We start from the raw sequence: 13,853 nt of genomic DNA, 5'->3' as shown, positions 1-13,853 counted from the left end.
CTAATATGGAATTGTTGTATTTAAAAAAAGATTTTCTTTTCTAATATTTAAAAAAATTAATCTATAGGAAAAGAATATCCTACTGCTACAGCGCCACAAAACTGATCGACAGAGGATTGATAGTAATAAGTGAAGGCTGCTTCAATATTGTGTTTAGGCCCTAAAGCTAAACCAAAACTGAAAGGGACATGCGTTACTATGCCACTTTTTTTGATATTGGTAGATGGAGTATAAGTTTCAAATGAACCGATGGAAGCTCCAAAACCTGTTTCAATGAACGGTGCAATCCAAGGAATTGGTGCACAAATACGAGCTTTTCCTCCCAATAAAAATGCTTTTGTTGATATTTTATAATCGGGTTGATCTGTATTAGTATTTTTAGCAGGAGATGTGAAAATAACCCCAGCATAAGGTCGTAATCCAAACCATTTGGTTATTCCCCATACATATTCGCCCTGTGCATAAAAGCCACTTCCATCTAATTCAACGTTATCTTCTTCATAATCAGAGGCCGTAATTCCTAAACCAGCTGTGATATTAATAAACTTGCCTTTTCTTGGTTGAGCGTTTGTGGAGTTAGAAAAAAAGAATGTGGAGATAAGAACTAAAATGAGATTGCGTAAAGTTGATGTCATAAATTTATTTTTGGTTCGGAAACGAAAATAATATTTATTTTTCAGATTTTATAAAATAAAAAAACTACCCAGTTTAAAACCAGGTAGTTTCGCTTCTCAAAAAAATAGTGTCAAATATTATGACAATTTTTTCGCTTTGATTTTAGTCAAAGTATTTTCGATAATGTTTAATTGTTTTGAAACAATAGCTACTTGACTAGCTTCAAGTTCGTTTTTTTCTAAAGCCATTTTGTATTTTTCAATAGCAGCTTCTTCTCCAGTAATACAAGCATTAATGATTGCTTCTGTATCTCCTCCGGTAAATGACGATTTAATATCAATCCAAGTACGGTGTAAAGCTCCTAATGGACCTCCGCCTGATGTATCAGTTGATTTTCCTAATTTGTTGATTTCGTCTTGTATTTCTACAATAAATAGAGCACGCTCACGTGCATAATCTAAGAAATCAGTTTTAATAGCTGGACTGTCTACATGTTCTGCAGCATTTGTATATCCTAGTTTTCCGTCTTCAAGAATTGAAATTAATCCTTCTAATGTACTAACTGCTTCTTTTGTGGTTTCATCTGTATGTATCATGACTATAATTTTTTAATTAATTTATATTACAAAGATGGGAACTTATTAAAGCTTTTGTTTTACAGGATTATACTTGTGATTTATAATATTGTGGAATGGGAATTTTGAAACTCATCATTTAAGTTTATATGGGTTAAGCACATTAAGGCAGATTTCTTTGAAAAACGGAATAACTGGTAGCTTTGGAAAGCAGTGCAAAGCCCAAAGCCAGACGAAGGAAGCGAAGACTTGCAGCAATCCCTAAATTTTGGGACTGCTCGGAGGACACGCCCATAAAAAAAACAGCTTAAAGTATAAAAGTGATGAAACTTTTAACCTTAAGCCGTTTTAATAAACTTATAATGATATTATGCAGTCAAAGCTTCTTTGATTCTGCGCAATGCTTCTTTTAAAATATCGTTGCTTGTTGCGTAAGAGAAACGAATACAATTCGGGTTTCCGAAAGCGTCTCCAGTTACTGTTGCAACATTTGCCTCCGCTAAAAGGTACATCGAAACGTCGTTTGCATCTTTGATTTCAGTTCCTCTTAATGTTTTTCCGAAGAAAGAAGAAACGTCTGGAAAAACATAAAATGCTCCTTCAGGAACGTTAATTTTTACTCCAGGAATTTCTTTTAATAATCCAACAACTAAATCTCTGCGTTCGTGGAAAGCCTGAACCATATGATTTAATACACTTGGGTCAGCATCAACAGCAGTAATTGTAGCACGCTGTGCTACAGAATTTGCTCCAGAAGTTACTTGCCCTTGAATTTTTGTACATGCTTTTGCAATAAATTCAGGAGCTCCAATATAACCAATTCTGTATCCTGTCATTGCAAACGCTTTTGCAACTCCGTTTACAGTAATTGTTCTTTCGAACATTCCAGGAATTGAACCAATACTGCAGAACGTTCCTGAAAAATTAATGTGCTCATAAATCTCATCAGCAACTACATATATATTTGGGTATTTTTCTAACACTTTTGCAAGAGCTGTTAACTCTTCTCTGCTGTAAACAGAACCTGAAGGATTACAAGGAGAACTGAACCACATCATTTTTGTTTTTGGTGTGATAGCAGCTTCTAATTGTTCTGGAGTAATTTTAAAATCAGTTTCTACAGACGTTGGAACCTCAACAGGAACTCCGCCAGAAAGTTTTACAATTTCGAAATAAGAAACCCAGTAAGGCGCTGGCAAGATAACCTCGTCGCCATCATTTAACATTACTTGTGCAATGTTGTATAAAGATTGTTTTGCTCCTGTAGAAACAACAATTTGAGTTGGTTTGTAATCTAAATCATTATCTCTTTTGAATTTTCTGCAAATTGCTTCTCTCAACTCTAAATAACCTTCTACTGGAGAATATGTGCTGTAATTTTCATCGACTGCTTTTTTAACAGCTTCTTTAATAAAATCTGGTGTATTAAAATCTGGTTCACCTAAACTTAAGCTGATAATGTCTTTTCCTTGTGCTTTTAATTCACGAGCTAAAGCTGCCATTGCTAAAGTCTGTGATGTTGCTAAGTTGTTGATTCTGTCCGAAAGAATATGATTCATTATAAAATTTTTGAATGTCCTTAATTTCAACTTTAATTAAGGATGGTTATTATTAATAGATTTTTTTGTTTTTAAGCTAGTTCCGGTTTCATTCCAAGCTCTTTCAAATGCTTGTAATGCGCTACAACTGCACCTCTCATAGTTCTGAATTCATGATAAGGCAAGTTGCATTCTTTTGCGGTTTGTTTTACAATTTCAGCAATTTTTCCGTAGTGGACGTGGCTGATATTTGGAAAAATGTGGTGTTCAATTTGATGATTTAATCCTCCTGTAAACCAGTTGATTATCTTGTTTTTTGGAGCGAAATTAGCTGTTGTGTACAATTGGTGAATTGCCCATGTATTTTCGATTTCTCCTTCTTCATTCGGAACTGGATTAGAAGTCTCTTCTACTACGTGTGCCAATTGAAAAACAATACTCAAGATTAATCCAGCTGTATAATGCATTACAAAAAATCCAATAACAACTTTCCACCATGTTACACCTAAAATCATTGGCAAGGCCATCCAGATTAGAACGTAGATTATTTTTGTAATTACTAGAACCGTCCATAATTTTGCAGGACTTTGAGGTGCTCCGTAAGATAGTTTTCTTCTTAAATAGTTTTTCATCTGCTTAAAATCGGTTGTTAAAGCCCAATTAAAAGTCAAAAGTCCGTATAAGAAGAATGAATAGTAATGTTGAAATTTATGAAAACGGTGCCATTCTGCGTTTTGTGTAAAACGAATGATTCTTCCTGCATCAAGATCTTCATCATGACCGTGGATATTTGTATAGGTATGATGCAATACATTATGTTGTACTTGCCAGTTATGTACATTTCCGGCTAAAACATAAATGCTTCCTCCCATAATTTTATTAATCCATGATTTAGAAGAATAAGATCCGTGGTTGCCATCGTGCATTACGTTCATTCCAATTCCGGCCATTCCAACTCCCATAAGAATGTTTAATAACAATTGTGCCCAAAAAGGCATGTCAAGAGTCAAGATTAAAAAATAAGGCGTTAGAAAAACTGCAAAAAGAATAACGGCTTTTAGGTGCAGCTTCCAGTTTCCAGTTTTCTGAATGTTGTTCTCCTTGAAGTAATTGTTTACTCGTGAGTTAAGTGTTCTGAAAAACTTCAGATTGTCTTGTTTAGCAAATGTAGGCGCAGTGTTATTCATAATTAATTTAAATAGTTTTCAAAGGTAATTATTATAAATTTTCAATTTGCAAAATTGAGTTAAATATTTCAATCGTAAAGTAGTACTTTTGTTAAAAAATTAGAGCAATGGATGAGATATTGAAATATTTTCCAGATTTGACCGATCTTCAAATCGAACAATTTCAAAAATTAGACTTTTTATATCACGATTGGAATGAAAAAATAAATGTCATTTCACGTAAAGATATCGACGCCTTATATACAAAACATATTTTGCACTCGCTTGGAATTGCAAAAATCATGAAGTTTGAACCTGGAGCAACTGTTTTAGATGTAGGAACTGGAGGAGGATTTCCTGGAATTCCGTTAGCGATTCTTTTTCCAGAAACACGTTTCTATCTTATTGATGTTATTGCCAAAAAAATAAAAGTGGTTCAGGGCGTTGTTGATGCATTAGAATTAAAAAATGTAAAAGCTGAACAAAAACGCGCGGAATTGGTAAAAGGTGATTTTGACTTTATTGTAAGCCGTGCCGTAACCAATATGCCAGATTTTGTTTCTTGGATAAAAGATAAAATCAAGAAACAGCATAAACACACTTTAAGAAACGGAATCTTATATCTTAAAGGTGGTGATCTAGCCGAAGAATTAAAAGATTTTCCAAAAGCGACTTTATACGATTTGTCGACTGTTTTTGAAGATGAATTTTTCGAAACAAAAAAAGTCGTGCATTTGCCTTTGAAGTTTACAGTATAAGTGCTCAAATAAAATAAGAACCCGACAATGATTACTTGCTGAAGTATTCTTGTCGGGTTTTTGCATTCTAAAGGTGAATTATAATTAAGATGCTTTTCTTGTTAAGTTTAAAAATGGATTTGCTTTATAATTTAAATTGCCTATAAAATTGTTTAAAGCTTCCTCAGATGCCGCTGGAGTATATTTAAATTTTGAATCAAAGAAAAATTCGCGAGACAGCAAAGGTTCAGCAGAAGAATCATAAACTCCTTCATCGCTTTCATCTAGATTATCTTGGCTGTATTTACATGGAAATTTAAGTGTTAGCTGTAGGATCATTTCGCCAAGCCAGTTATCAAAAAACTTTTTCTTTGGCGTAATATAACGTGCCAGCAAAATTAACCCTAGTAGTTCACTTTGAAGGAAATAAGATCCTTTTCTGTATTTTACATCAATCATTCGAACATTCATGAGTGCTACCCATAATGGTCCGTTTACAGATCCAGAATCTGATATGTCAAGATTTGGATCAAAAACTAAAGGATTTGTTTCGTCTATATTATGAATAGAACACCAAAGTGCCTCAATACGTTTTTGGACATCGTTTGCTGCTGTCGAATATCCTGTAAAACGCCATGATACCCATTCTAGTAATGAAGCAGTAAGACCAATACAAGCTTTATGTCCAATATTAGACAATGCACATTCAAGGTCTTCATTTCCTTCTAATGGATCCATAAATTTATCCATCTTTTTATTATTCCATTTAAAATCAATTGGATGGCCAACACTTTTTGATTTTAGAATTATTTCAGGTACGTTGTTTAAGTTTTTCATAAATCTGTCTTTTCTTTAATTGTATTTCTGAGGACAAATTTATTGAGGCACTCTTTTTTTAAATGACACAATAAGTTTTTAAACTATTAAAATAAGATTTTATGAAGATCTATAGTATTGAAAAACAATATAGTAAGAAAATGATTACAAATTATTTTATTTGTTTGCAAAACATTTTAATAAGGATATTAATTTAAAATTTACGCTTGCAAACAAAAGAAAAGTAAAAGCCACAAATTTCATTTGAAATTTGTGGCTTTTACTTGATAAGGAAACTACGAATTAACCCAAAAACGGATATCTATAATCCTCAGGAGTTACAAAAGTTTCTTTGATAGTTCTTGGAGAAGCCCAACGCAATAAGTTCAATGCAGAACCCGCTTTATCGTTAGTTCCAGAAGCTCTAGCACCTCCAAAAGGCTGCATTCCAACAACTGCTCCAGTTGGTTTGTCATTAATATAGAAGTTACCTGCAGCATTTTGCAATTTCGTAGTTGCTACTTCAATAGCATAACGATCTTGGCTAAATACAGCTCCGGTTAAAGCATACTCAGAAGTAGTATCAACTAATTCTAAGGTCTCTTCCCATTTAGCATCTTCATAAACATATATAGTAATTACTGGTCCGAATAATTCGGTTTCCATTGTCGTATATTTTGGATTTGTAGTTACAATTACAGTTGGTTCAATAAAATATCCAACTGATTTATCGTAATTTCCGCCAACGATGATTTCAGCATCAGCATCTTTTTTAGCTTGATCAATAAAACCTGCCAATTTATCAAAAGAACCTTCGTGAATAACTGCTGTAATAAAGTTTCCGAAATCTTCAGGAGAACCCATTTTAAAAGATTTTACATCAGCAATTAATTGCTCTTTTACAGCTGGCCATAAACTTTGCGGAATATAAGCTCTTGAAGCTGCAGAACATTTTTGTCCTTGAAATTCAAATGCACCACGAGTAATTCCTGTAGCAACTTGTTTTACGTTAGCGCTTGGATGTGCAATGATAAAATCTTTACCGCCAGTTTCTCCAACAATTCTTGGGTATGTTTTGTAATTGTGAATGTTTGCACCAATTTTAGCCCATATATCTTTAAATACGTGAGTTGAACCTGTAAAGTGAATTCCAGCGAAATCACGGCTTGCTAAAACAGTATCTGTAATCATCAAAGCATCTCCAAAAACAACGTTAATAACGCCATCAGGAACTCCAGCTTCTTTGAAAACTTCGATAATAATTTTTGCAGAAAATACTTGGCTGTCACTTGGTTTCCAAACTACAACGTTACCCATCATAGCAGCACTTGCAGGAAGATTTGCAGCAATAGCAGTAAAGTTAAAAGGAGTAATTGCGTAAACAAAACCTTCTAGAGGTCTGTATTCTAGACGATTCCAAACAGTAGAATCTGATTTTGGCTGATCGTTGTAAATTTGAGTCATGAATTCTACGTTGTAACGTAAAAAGTCAATTAATTCACAAGAAGCATCAATTTCTGCCTGATGAATATTTTTAGACTGACCAATCATAGTTGCTGCGTTAATGCGTGCTCTGTAAGGACCTGCGATTAATTCAGCGGCTTTTAAGAAAATAGCAGCACGTTGTTCCCATGCCATATTTGCCCATGCAGTTCTTGATTCAAGTGCATTAGCAATTGCCTTTTCGATATGTTGTTTTTCAGCTAAATGATACGTTCCTACAATATGTTTGTGATCGTGAGGAGCTGAAATTGTTTTTGTGTTTCCAGTTTTGATTTCTTCACTACCAATGTATAATGGTACATCAATTTTAGAGTTCCACATTGAAGTGTATGCTGCCTGAACAGCTGCTTTTTCTGGTGAGTTCGGCGCGTAACCTTTTACTGGCTCGTTTACCGCTTTTGGTACATGAAAGAATCCTTTTAACATGGGATAAATTATTTTAAAATTACGATTTATTTAATTTTTTACAAAAGTACAAATGATAATTTGATTAAATCACAATACAATATTAAAAAGTTGTAATTAAATAAAGTAATCGTGTGAATTTATAAAACAGCTGAATTTTTAAATAGTTAAATTTGTTATAAATCTGCCCAAGATTTTTACAATTTCTAAATCGTAATAATATGAAAATACCACTTTTAGCATTTAACGATAAAGGCATTTATTGTCAGCAGGCAGATGTATATTTAGATCCTTGGCGTCCGGTAAAAAATGCAATTATTACCCATGGGCACGCCGACCATTCGCGCTGGGGACATCAAAACTATATTACACATCATACCAATATTCCTATAATTCGACATCGCTTAGGCGAAATAAATGTTACCGGAAAAGAGTGGGGAGAAACCTTTGTGATAAACAATGTAAAATTCTCGCTTCATCCTGCCGGACATATTATAGGAAGTTCTCAAATACGTGTTGAACATAAAGGTGAAGTCTGGGTTTTTACTGGAGATTATAAAACAGAAGATGACGGTATTTCAACTCCATACGAAGTTGTAAAATGCGACACTTTTATAACCGAATGTACTTTCGGATTACCCGCTTTTAACTGGACACCACAAGCTGAGGTAATTTCAGAAATCAATAATTGGTGGGCAGAAAATAAAGCCGAAGGAAAAACATCTATTCTTTTTGGATATTCTCTAGGAAAAGCGCAAAGACTTTTAAAATACCTGGATACCGATATTGGAAAAATATACACACATGGAGCAATCGAAAATATGACTAATGTTTTGCGTCCGATGGTCGATTTCCCGCCCACAACTTTAGTAACGCGCGAAACTAAAAAAGAAGATTTTGCAGGAAATATTGTGCTCGCTCCGCCAAGTGCGCACGGAAGTATTTGGATCAGAAAAATGACGCCTTTTGTTACAGGCGCTGCAAGCGGTTGGATGGCTTTTCGTGGCGCAAGACGCAGACGCGCAATTGATAAAGGTTTTGTTTTAAGCGATCACTGCGATTGGTATTCTTTGCTCGACAGTATAAAAGCTACCGGCGCAGAAAAAATAATCTGTACGCACGGTTACACCGATATTTTCTCTAAATATTTAAGAGAATTAGGTTACGATGCAAGAACAGAAAAAACGCAGTATGAAGGGGAGTCGGCAGAAATGGAAAAAGATGAAAAAGAAGCTGCAATAGACCAAAATGAAACTTCGACTATTCTTGAAAATAATGAATTATAATGAAGAATTTCGCCCAACTTATAAAAACTCTCGATAGTTCGAATAAAACGAACGTAAAAGTCGATGCGCTGACGACGTATTTTAAAAATGCATCGCCAGAAGATAAAGTATGGACCATTGCGATTCTTTCGCATCGTCGTCCTCCGAGACCGGTTAATACTACTTTGTTAAGGATTTGGGCAAATGAACTGGCTAATATTCCGCTTTGGCTTTTTGAGGAAAGTTATCATATTGTGGGTGATTTGGCCGAAACTATTGCGCTAATAATTCCGACAACAAAAGAACATTCAGATAAAAGTTTAACCGAATATCTTCAGGAAATTATTGCTTTAAAAAAGAAATCAGATTCTGATAAAAAAGAATATTTACATCAAAATTGGCTTGCACTGAATTATTACGAACGCTTTGTTTTTACCAAATTAATTACCGGAAGCTTAAGAATCGGCGTAAGCCAAAAATTAATGACACGTGCCTTGTCTAAAGCTGAAGATGTTGATGAAGATGCTTTGGCTTATAAATTAATGGGAAATTGGGATCCGAACACAATCACTTTTCAAGAATTGATCTTAGATGAAAAAAGCAGTGATTATTTATCAAAACCGTATCCGTTTTACCTTGCATATCCTATTGAAGGCGAAGTTGATAATCTTGGAAATCCTGAAGACTGGTCTGTCGAGCATAAATGGGACGGAATTAGGTCACAGACGATTTTTCGTGAAAACGAAATTTATGTTTGGTCAAGAGGAGAAGAATTGGTAACGGATAAATATCCGGAATTTAAATCTTTTGTTGGAATTATTCCAGACGGAACGGTTATCGACGCAGAAATTCTAGCTTTTACAGAAGGAGAAATAGGAACTTTTAACGACTTACAGGCCAGAATCGGGCGTAAGACAATATCTGCATCTTTACTTGAAAAAGTGCCAGTTATATTAAAAGCGTATGATATTTTAGAATGGGAAGGACAAGACATTCGAAATTTACCTTATTCAGAACGACGCCTTTTATTGGAGCAATTATATGATTCGATAAAAGATAAAACGCCTAATTTTCAATTATCAGAAAGAGTTTTACTCCATTCTTGGGAAGATGTAACCAATGAAAGAATGCGTGCCCGAGAAATGAAAAGCGAAGGTTTGATGTTAAAACGGAATGACTCGCTGTATCAGGTTGGAAGAAAAAAAGGGGACTGGTGGAAATGGAAAATTGAACCTTTGGTAATTGATGCCGTTTTAACTTATGCCATGCGTGGTCACGGGCGACGGTCGAATTTATTTACAGATTATACTTTTGCGCTTTGGCAAAATAATGATAAAGGCGAACGTGAATTAGTCACATTTGCAAAAGCATACTCTGGTTTAACCGACTCCGAATTTAGAAAAGTGGATGATTTTATAAAGAAAAATACTTTAGAACGATTTGGTCCTGTTCGAAGCGTTACGCCTCAACTGGTTTTCGAAATTGGTTTTGAAGGAATTGCACTTTCAAAAAGGCATAAAAGTGGTATTGCAACCCGATTTCCAAGAATTTTGAGATGGCGGCATGACAAAAAAATTGATGAAGCGAATTCAATTGAAGATTTAAAAAGTATGATTTTGTAAAAAGGGGGCAAAGATAAAAAGCAACAGAGTTTTAAAGAAAAACTTTGTGCCTTTGTGCCTTTGTAGCTTTGAACCTTAATAAGAAGAATGAATAGAAACGATTTATACGTATTAGCCGAAAACTGGTTTCATAAGCAAGGCTGGAAAGCATTTCCTTTTCAAACCCAAACGTGGACTGCTTTTCTGCAAGGAAAAAACGGTTTATTGAACGCTCCAACCGGAAGCGGAAAAACGTATGCCTTGTGGTTTCCTATAGTTCTCGATTACATCAAAAAAAATCCCGATTATAAAACCAAACATAAACCTGGATTAAAAGCGATTTGGATAACGCCTTTGCGGGCTCTTTCGGTCGAAATAAAACAAGCGGCAGACAGAATTGTTCAAGATTTAGATACTCAAATGACCGTTGGAATTCGTTCTGGAGATACTTCGCAAAGCGAAAGAGCCAAGCAAAGCAAAAAAATGCCTGACTTGCTTATTACAACTCCTGAAAGTTTGCAACTGCTTTTAGCATCAAAAGATTTTGCGAAAACTTTTGCTAATTGTTCTGCGATTGTTGTTGACGAATGGCACGAATTATTAGGTACAAAACGAGGTGTTCAAATGGAATTGGGTTTGTCCCGATTAAAAACCGTTGCGCCAAAAATGCGCATTTGGGGAATTTCAGCAACTATTGGAAATCTCGAATTGGCACAGCAAGTTTTGTTAGGAATAAATTCTGAAGCCTATCAAAATTCGATTTTAATTAAAGCGAACATCAATAAAAAAATAAAAGTGCTCTCGATATTACCCGATAAAATGGAAAGTTATCCGTGGCGAGGTCATATGGGGTTGCACTTAATTGATGAGGTTGCCAAAATTATCCGAAAAAGTAAAACTACTTTAATATTTACAAATGTTCGTTCTGCCTGCGAAATGTGGTTTCAGGCCATTCTTGAAAAATATCCTGAGTTCGCTGGAGATATGGCAATGCATCACGGGAGTATCAGCAGGGAAACACGTTTGTGGGTTGAAAATGCTATTAGGAATGAAGAACTAAAAGTAGTAGTTTGTACTTCGAGTCTAGATTTGGGTGTCGATTTTGCTCCTGTTGAAACGATTATTCAAATTGGAGGACCTAAAGGTGTGGCACGTTTTCTGCAAAGGGCAGGGCGAAGCGGTCATCAGCCTGGAAAAGAAAGCGTTATTTATTTTCTTGCAACGCATGCAATCGAATTGATTGAAGCTTCAGCACTTAAAAAAGCAGTGGACAGAACTATCGTTGAAGACAGAATTCCGTATCTCAACAGTTGGGATGTTTTGGTGCAATATCTTAACACTTTGGCAGTTTCTGACGGATTTTTTCCAGATGAAATTTATAAAGAAGTAAAAAACACATTCTGTTATCAAAATATTACAAAAGAAAACTGGAACTGGATTCTGAATTTTATCACAAATGGAAGCCAGAGCCTGCAAGCGTATGACGAGTTTAAAAAAGTAGAAATCGAAGAAGACGGACGTTTTAAAATCAACAGCCGAATGATTGCCATGCATCACAGAATGCAAATTGGTACTATTGTTGGTGATGCAGCTCTGAATGTTAAGTTTTTAAGTGGAGGTTATATCGGATCAATTGAAGAATGGTTTGCTTCAAAACTGCAGCCTGGAGATGTTTTTACTTTTGCTGGAAAAAGATTAGAATTATATCGAGTTAAAAATATGCAGGTTTTAGTAAAGAAAGCAGATCCTAAAAAAAACTCCAGAACTGTAAGCTGGATGGGAGGGCGTATGGCTTTATCAGTGCAAATGAGTGAATTGTTGCGAGAAGAATTATATGCAGCAAATACAGATAATCTGACGCCAGAATTAAAAGCATTAAAACCTATTTTTGATCGGCAGCGAAAAGAAAGTATTGTACCGAGTGACGATGAATTTTTAATAGAAACATTTAAAACGAGAGAAGGTTTTCATGCTGTTTTTTATCCTTTTGAAGGGCGATTTGTGCATGAAGCTTTAGCAAGTATTTTATCGTATCGAATAAGTTTGTTGTCGCCAATCACTTTTTCTCTCGCTTATAACGATTACGGATTTGAGTTGCTGTCTGATCAGGAAATTGATATGCAGGCCGTTTTTGATAATAATTTGTTTTCTACAGAATATGTACATCATGATTTGCAGAAAAGTCTTAACTCAACAGAAATGGCGAGAAGAAAATTTAGAGACATTGCCGTAATTGCAGGATTGGTTTTCACCGGAATGCCAGGGAAACCAGTAAAAACAAAACATTTGCAAAGTGGATCGCAATTGCTTTTTGAAGTTTTTAGAGATTACGAACCTGATAATCTTTTGCTGCAGCAAGCCTTTATAGAAACATTCGAGCATCAGCTGGAAGAAGGACGTTTGATTCAGGCGATGGAAAGAATTAACAGGCAAACTATTGTTTGGAAACAATGTTTAAAGCCTACTCCTTTTAGTTTTCCTATTATCACAGACAGATTAAGGGAAAAATTATCAAGCGAGACATTACAGGAAAGAATCAAAAAAATGACAGCGAGTTACATGAGATAATTCAAAATTTTGATTCAATAGAAATTATTAAATATGAAGATTACAATAAACGGTCAAAATTTTATTTTGCATCAATCTGGTGCTGTATTTTGGGAAGAACAAAATATGATTTTAATTTCTGATGTGCATTTAGGAAAGGTGGCGCATTTTAGAAAACACGGAATAGGGATTCCTAAAGATGCAATTTTCGAAAATTTCATTCGCCTTGATGCTGTGCTGCAGTTGTTCAATCCAAATAAAATTATTTTTTTAGGAGATTTATTTCACAGCAAAATCAATAACGAATGGGATTTTTTTGTTGAATGGACAAAGAAGCATTCACAAAAAATAATTTTAGTTGAGGGAAATCACGATATTATTTCAAAACAATATTATGACGATTTGAATATCGAAATTTATAGTGAATTAGTAATTGATGATTTTTCGCTCACACATCATCCAATAGAAAAAGAAGGATTTTTTAATTTCTGCGGGCATCTTCATCCTGGTATAAAACTAAAAGGTTTGGGCAGGCAGTTTTTAAGTTTGTCTTGTTTTTTCAGAAAACCCAATCAATTGATTTTTCCGGCTTTTGGAGAGTTTACAGGAAATTCTTATTTGGTGCCTACTGAAAATGATAAGGCTTACGCTATTACAAAAGAAGGAATAATTGAGATTGCCATTAATTAATTGCAAAAGGAGCACACATTCTAAAAGTAGGAACAATAACTTTGAATGTTTTTGTGGTAGTAAAATTAATCATATTAAAATGACCTTTCATCGCTCCATAAGGAGATGATAGCAAACAGCCCGAGCTATAAGTATGATTTTCTCCAGGTTTTAGAACTGGTTTTTTACCGATAACACCTTCTCCGTCTACAACTTCTAAATCATTCAAAGAATCGAATATCTCCCAGTGACGAGATGTCAATTGAACTGAGTCTTTACTGTGATTTTCGATTGTAACTACGTAACTAAAGGCAAAGTGAATCTTGTAGTTCTTGAAGTAAGTACCTTCAAAACTAGTCAAAACAGATATTTTTATGCCTCGTGTTATCTGAGAAACCATACTAAAGTAGTATATA

12 protein-coding genes are annotated in these 13,853 nt (G+C 34.7%); 5 read left to right on the top strand and 7 right to left on the bottom strand.

Annotation, left to right across the window (positions count from 1 at the left end):
* Positions 1 to 56: 56 nt before the first annotated feature.
* From IRZ83_RS17585 to IRZ83_RS17570, 4 genes are all read right to left on the bottom strand, one after another.
* The gene (locus tag IRZ83_RS17585; RefSeq protein WP_194570521.1) at positions 57 to 635 is read right to left on the bottom strand and encodes a hypothetical protein; all 579 of its coding nucleotides are present in this window, start codon (positions 633 to 635) and stop codon (positions 57 to 59) included.
* Between the two features lie 117 nt (positions 636 to 752).
* The gene (locus tag IRZ83_RS17580; protein WP_194570520.1) at positions 753 to 1,211 is read right to left on the bottom strand and encodes a ferritin-like domain-containing protein; all 459 of its coding nucleotides are present in this window, start codon (positions 1,209 to 1,211) and stop codon (positions 753 to 755) included.
* Between the two features lie 347 nt (positions 1,212 to 1,558).
* The gene (locus IRZ83_RS17575; protein WP_029273240.1) at positions 1,559 to 2,749 is read right to left on the bottom strand and encodes a pyridoxal phosphate-dependent aminotransferase; all 1,191 of its coding nucleotides are present in this window, start codon (positions 2,747 to 2,749) and stop codon (positions 1,559 to 1,561) included.
* A 71-nt stretch (positions 2,750 to 2,820) separates the two neighbouring features.
* Positions 2,821 to 3,915: a fatty acid desaturase family protein gene (locus IRZ83_RS17570; protein WP_194570519.1), complete on the bottom strand. Its 1,095-nt coding sequence runs from the start codon at positions 3,913 to 3,915 to the stop codon at positions 2,821 to 2,823.
* Between the two features lie 107 nt (positions 3,916 to 4,022).
* On the opposite strand from IRZ83_RS17570, the gene rsmG reads away from it, so the two are divergent.
* Positions 4,023 to 4,652 carry a 16S rRNA (guanine(527)-N(7))-methyltransferase RsmG gene (gene rsmG / locus IRZ83_RS17565; protein WP_194570518.1) on the top strand — a complete coding sequence of 210 codons (630 nt, stop codon included), beginning with the start codon at positions 4,023 to 4,025 and terminating at the stop codon, positions 4,650 to 4,652.
* A gap of 84 nt (positions 4,653 to 4,736) precedes the next feature.
* Here rsmG and IRZ83_RS17560 read toward each other — a convergent pair whose 3' ends face one another.
* Both IRZ83_RS17560 and pruA read right to left on the bottom strand, forming a co-directional pair.
* Positions 4,737 to 5,468, bottom strand: a complete 732-nt coding sequence (locus IRZ83_RS17560) for a hypothetical protein (protein WP_194570517.1) — start codon at positions 5,466 to 5,468, stop codon at positions 4,737 to 4,739.
* A 282-nt stretch (positions 5,469 to 5,750) separates the two neighbouring features.
* On the bottom strand, positions 5,751 to 7,376 hold the full coding sequence (gene pruA, locus IRZ83_RS17555) for an L-glutamate gamma-semialdehyde dehydrogenase (RefSeq protein WP_029273244.1): 1,626 nt from the start codon (positions 7,374 to 7,376) through the stop codon (positions 5,751 to 5,753).
* Between the two features lie 200 nt (positions 7,377 to 7,576).
* Between pruA and IRZ83_RS17550 the strand changes: the two genes are divergently transcribed.
* From IRZ83_RS17550 to pdeM, 4 genes are all read left to right on the top strand, one after another.
* A complete protein-coding gene (locus tag IRZ83_RS17550; RefSeq protein ID WP_194570516.1) occupies positions 7,577 to 8,641 on the top strand; it encodes a ligase-associated DNA damage response exonuclease in 1,065 nt (354 codons plus the stop codon).
* Positions 8,641 to 10,242, top strand: coding sequence for an ATP-dependent DNA ligase (locus IRZ83_RS17545; RefSeq protein ID WP_029273246.1), 1,602 nt, complete (start codon positions 8,641 to 8,643; stop codon positions 10,240 to 10,242). The genes IRZ83_RS17550 and IRZ83_RS17545 overlap by 1 nt, the downstream gene beginning before the upstream one ends.
* A gap of 87 nt (positions 10,243 to 10,329) precedes the next feature.
* Complete coding sequence (locus IRZ83_RS17540; RefSeq protein ID WP_194570515.1) at positions 10,330 to 12,789, top strand: ligase-associated DNA damage response DEXH box helicase; 2,460 nt, start codon at positions 10,330 to 10,332, stop codon at positions 12,787 to 12,789.
* Positions 12,790 to 12,822: 33 nt separating this feature from the next.
* Positions 12,823 to 13,458: a ligase-associated DNA damage response endonuclease PdeM gene (pdeM, locus tag IRZ83_RS17535; RefSeq protein ID WP_194570514.1), complete on the top strand. Its 636-nt coding sequence runs from the start codon at positions 12,823 to 12,825 to the stop codon at positions 13,456 to 13,458.
* On the opposite strand, the gene apaG is transcribed toward pdeM, so the two are convergent.
* Positions 13,451 to 13,837, bottom strand: coding sequence for a Co2+/Mg2+ efflux protein ApaG (gene apaG / locus IRZ83_RS17530; RefSeq protein WP_029273249.1), 387 nt, complete (start codon positions 13,835 to 13,837; stop codon positions 13,451 to 13,453). The two genes, pdeM and apaG, sit on opposite strands and share 8 nt — an antisense overlap.
* Positions 13,838 to 13,853 lie beyond the last annotated feature (16 nt).

The sequence above is a fragment of the Flavobacterium sp. JLP genome (genome assembly GCF_015350755.1).
Taxonomy (GTDB): Bacteria; Bacteroidota; Bacteroidia; order Flavobacteriales; family Flavobacteriaceae; genus Flavobacterium.
Note: the sequence above shows the minus strand (reverse complement) of the source record. Positions and strands in the feature narration are given on the sequence as shown.

Coding starts and splice junctions, on each gene's coding strand:
- IRZ83_RS17585 (WP_194570521.1), bottom strand. CDS start 635: ATGACATCAACTTTACGCAATCTCATTTTAGTTCTTATCTCCACATTC.
- IRZ83_RS17580 (WP_194570520.1), bottom strand. CDS start 1,211: ATGATACATACAGATGAAACCACAAAAGAAGCAGTTAGTACATTAGAA.
- IRZ83_RS17575 (WP_029273240.1), bottom strand. CDS start 2,749: ATGAATCATATTCTTTCGGACAGAATCAACAACTTAGCAACATCACAG.
- IRZ83_RS17570 (WP_194570519.1), bottom strand. CDS start 3,915: ATGAATAACACTGCGCCTACATTTGCTAAACAAGACAATCTGAAGTTT.
- rsmG (WP_194570518.1), top strand. CDS start 4,023: ATGGATGAGATATTGAAATATTTTCCAGATTTGACCGATCTTCAAATC.
- IRZ83_RS17560 (WP_194570517.1), bottom strand. CDS start 5,468: ATGAAAAACTTAAACAACGTACCTGAAATAATTCTAAAATCAAAAAGT.
- pruA (WP_029273244.1), bottom strand. CDS start 7,376: ATGTTAAAAGGATTCTTTCATGTACCAAAAGCGGTAAACGAGCCAGTA.
- IRZ83_RS17550 (WP_194570516.1), top strand. CDS start 7,577: ATGAAAATACCACTTTTAGCATTTAACGATAAAGGCATTTATTGTCAG.
- IRZ83_RS17545 (WP_029273246.1), top strand. CDS start 8,641: ATGAAGAATTTCGCCCAACTTATAAAAACTCTCGATAGTTCGAATAAA.
- IRZ83_RS17540 (WP_194570515.1), top strand. CDS start 10,330: ATGAATAGAAACGATTTATACGTATTAGCCGAAAACTGGTTTCATAAG.
- pdeM (WP_194570514.1), top strand. CDS start 12,823: ATGAAGATTACAATAAACGGTCAAAATTTTATTTTGCATCAATCTGGT.
- apaG (WP_029273249.1), bottom strand. CDS start 13,837: ATGGTTTCTCAGATAACACGAGGCATAAAAATATCTGTTTTGACTAGT.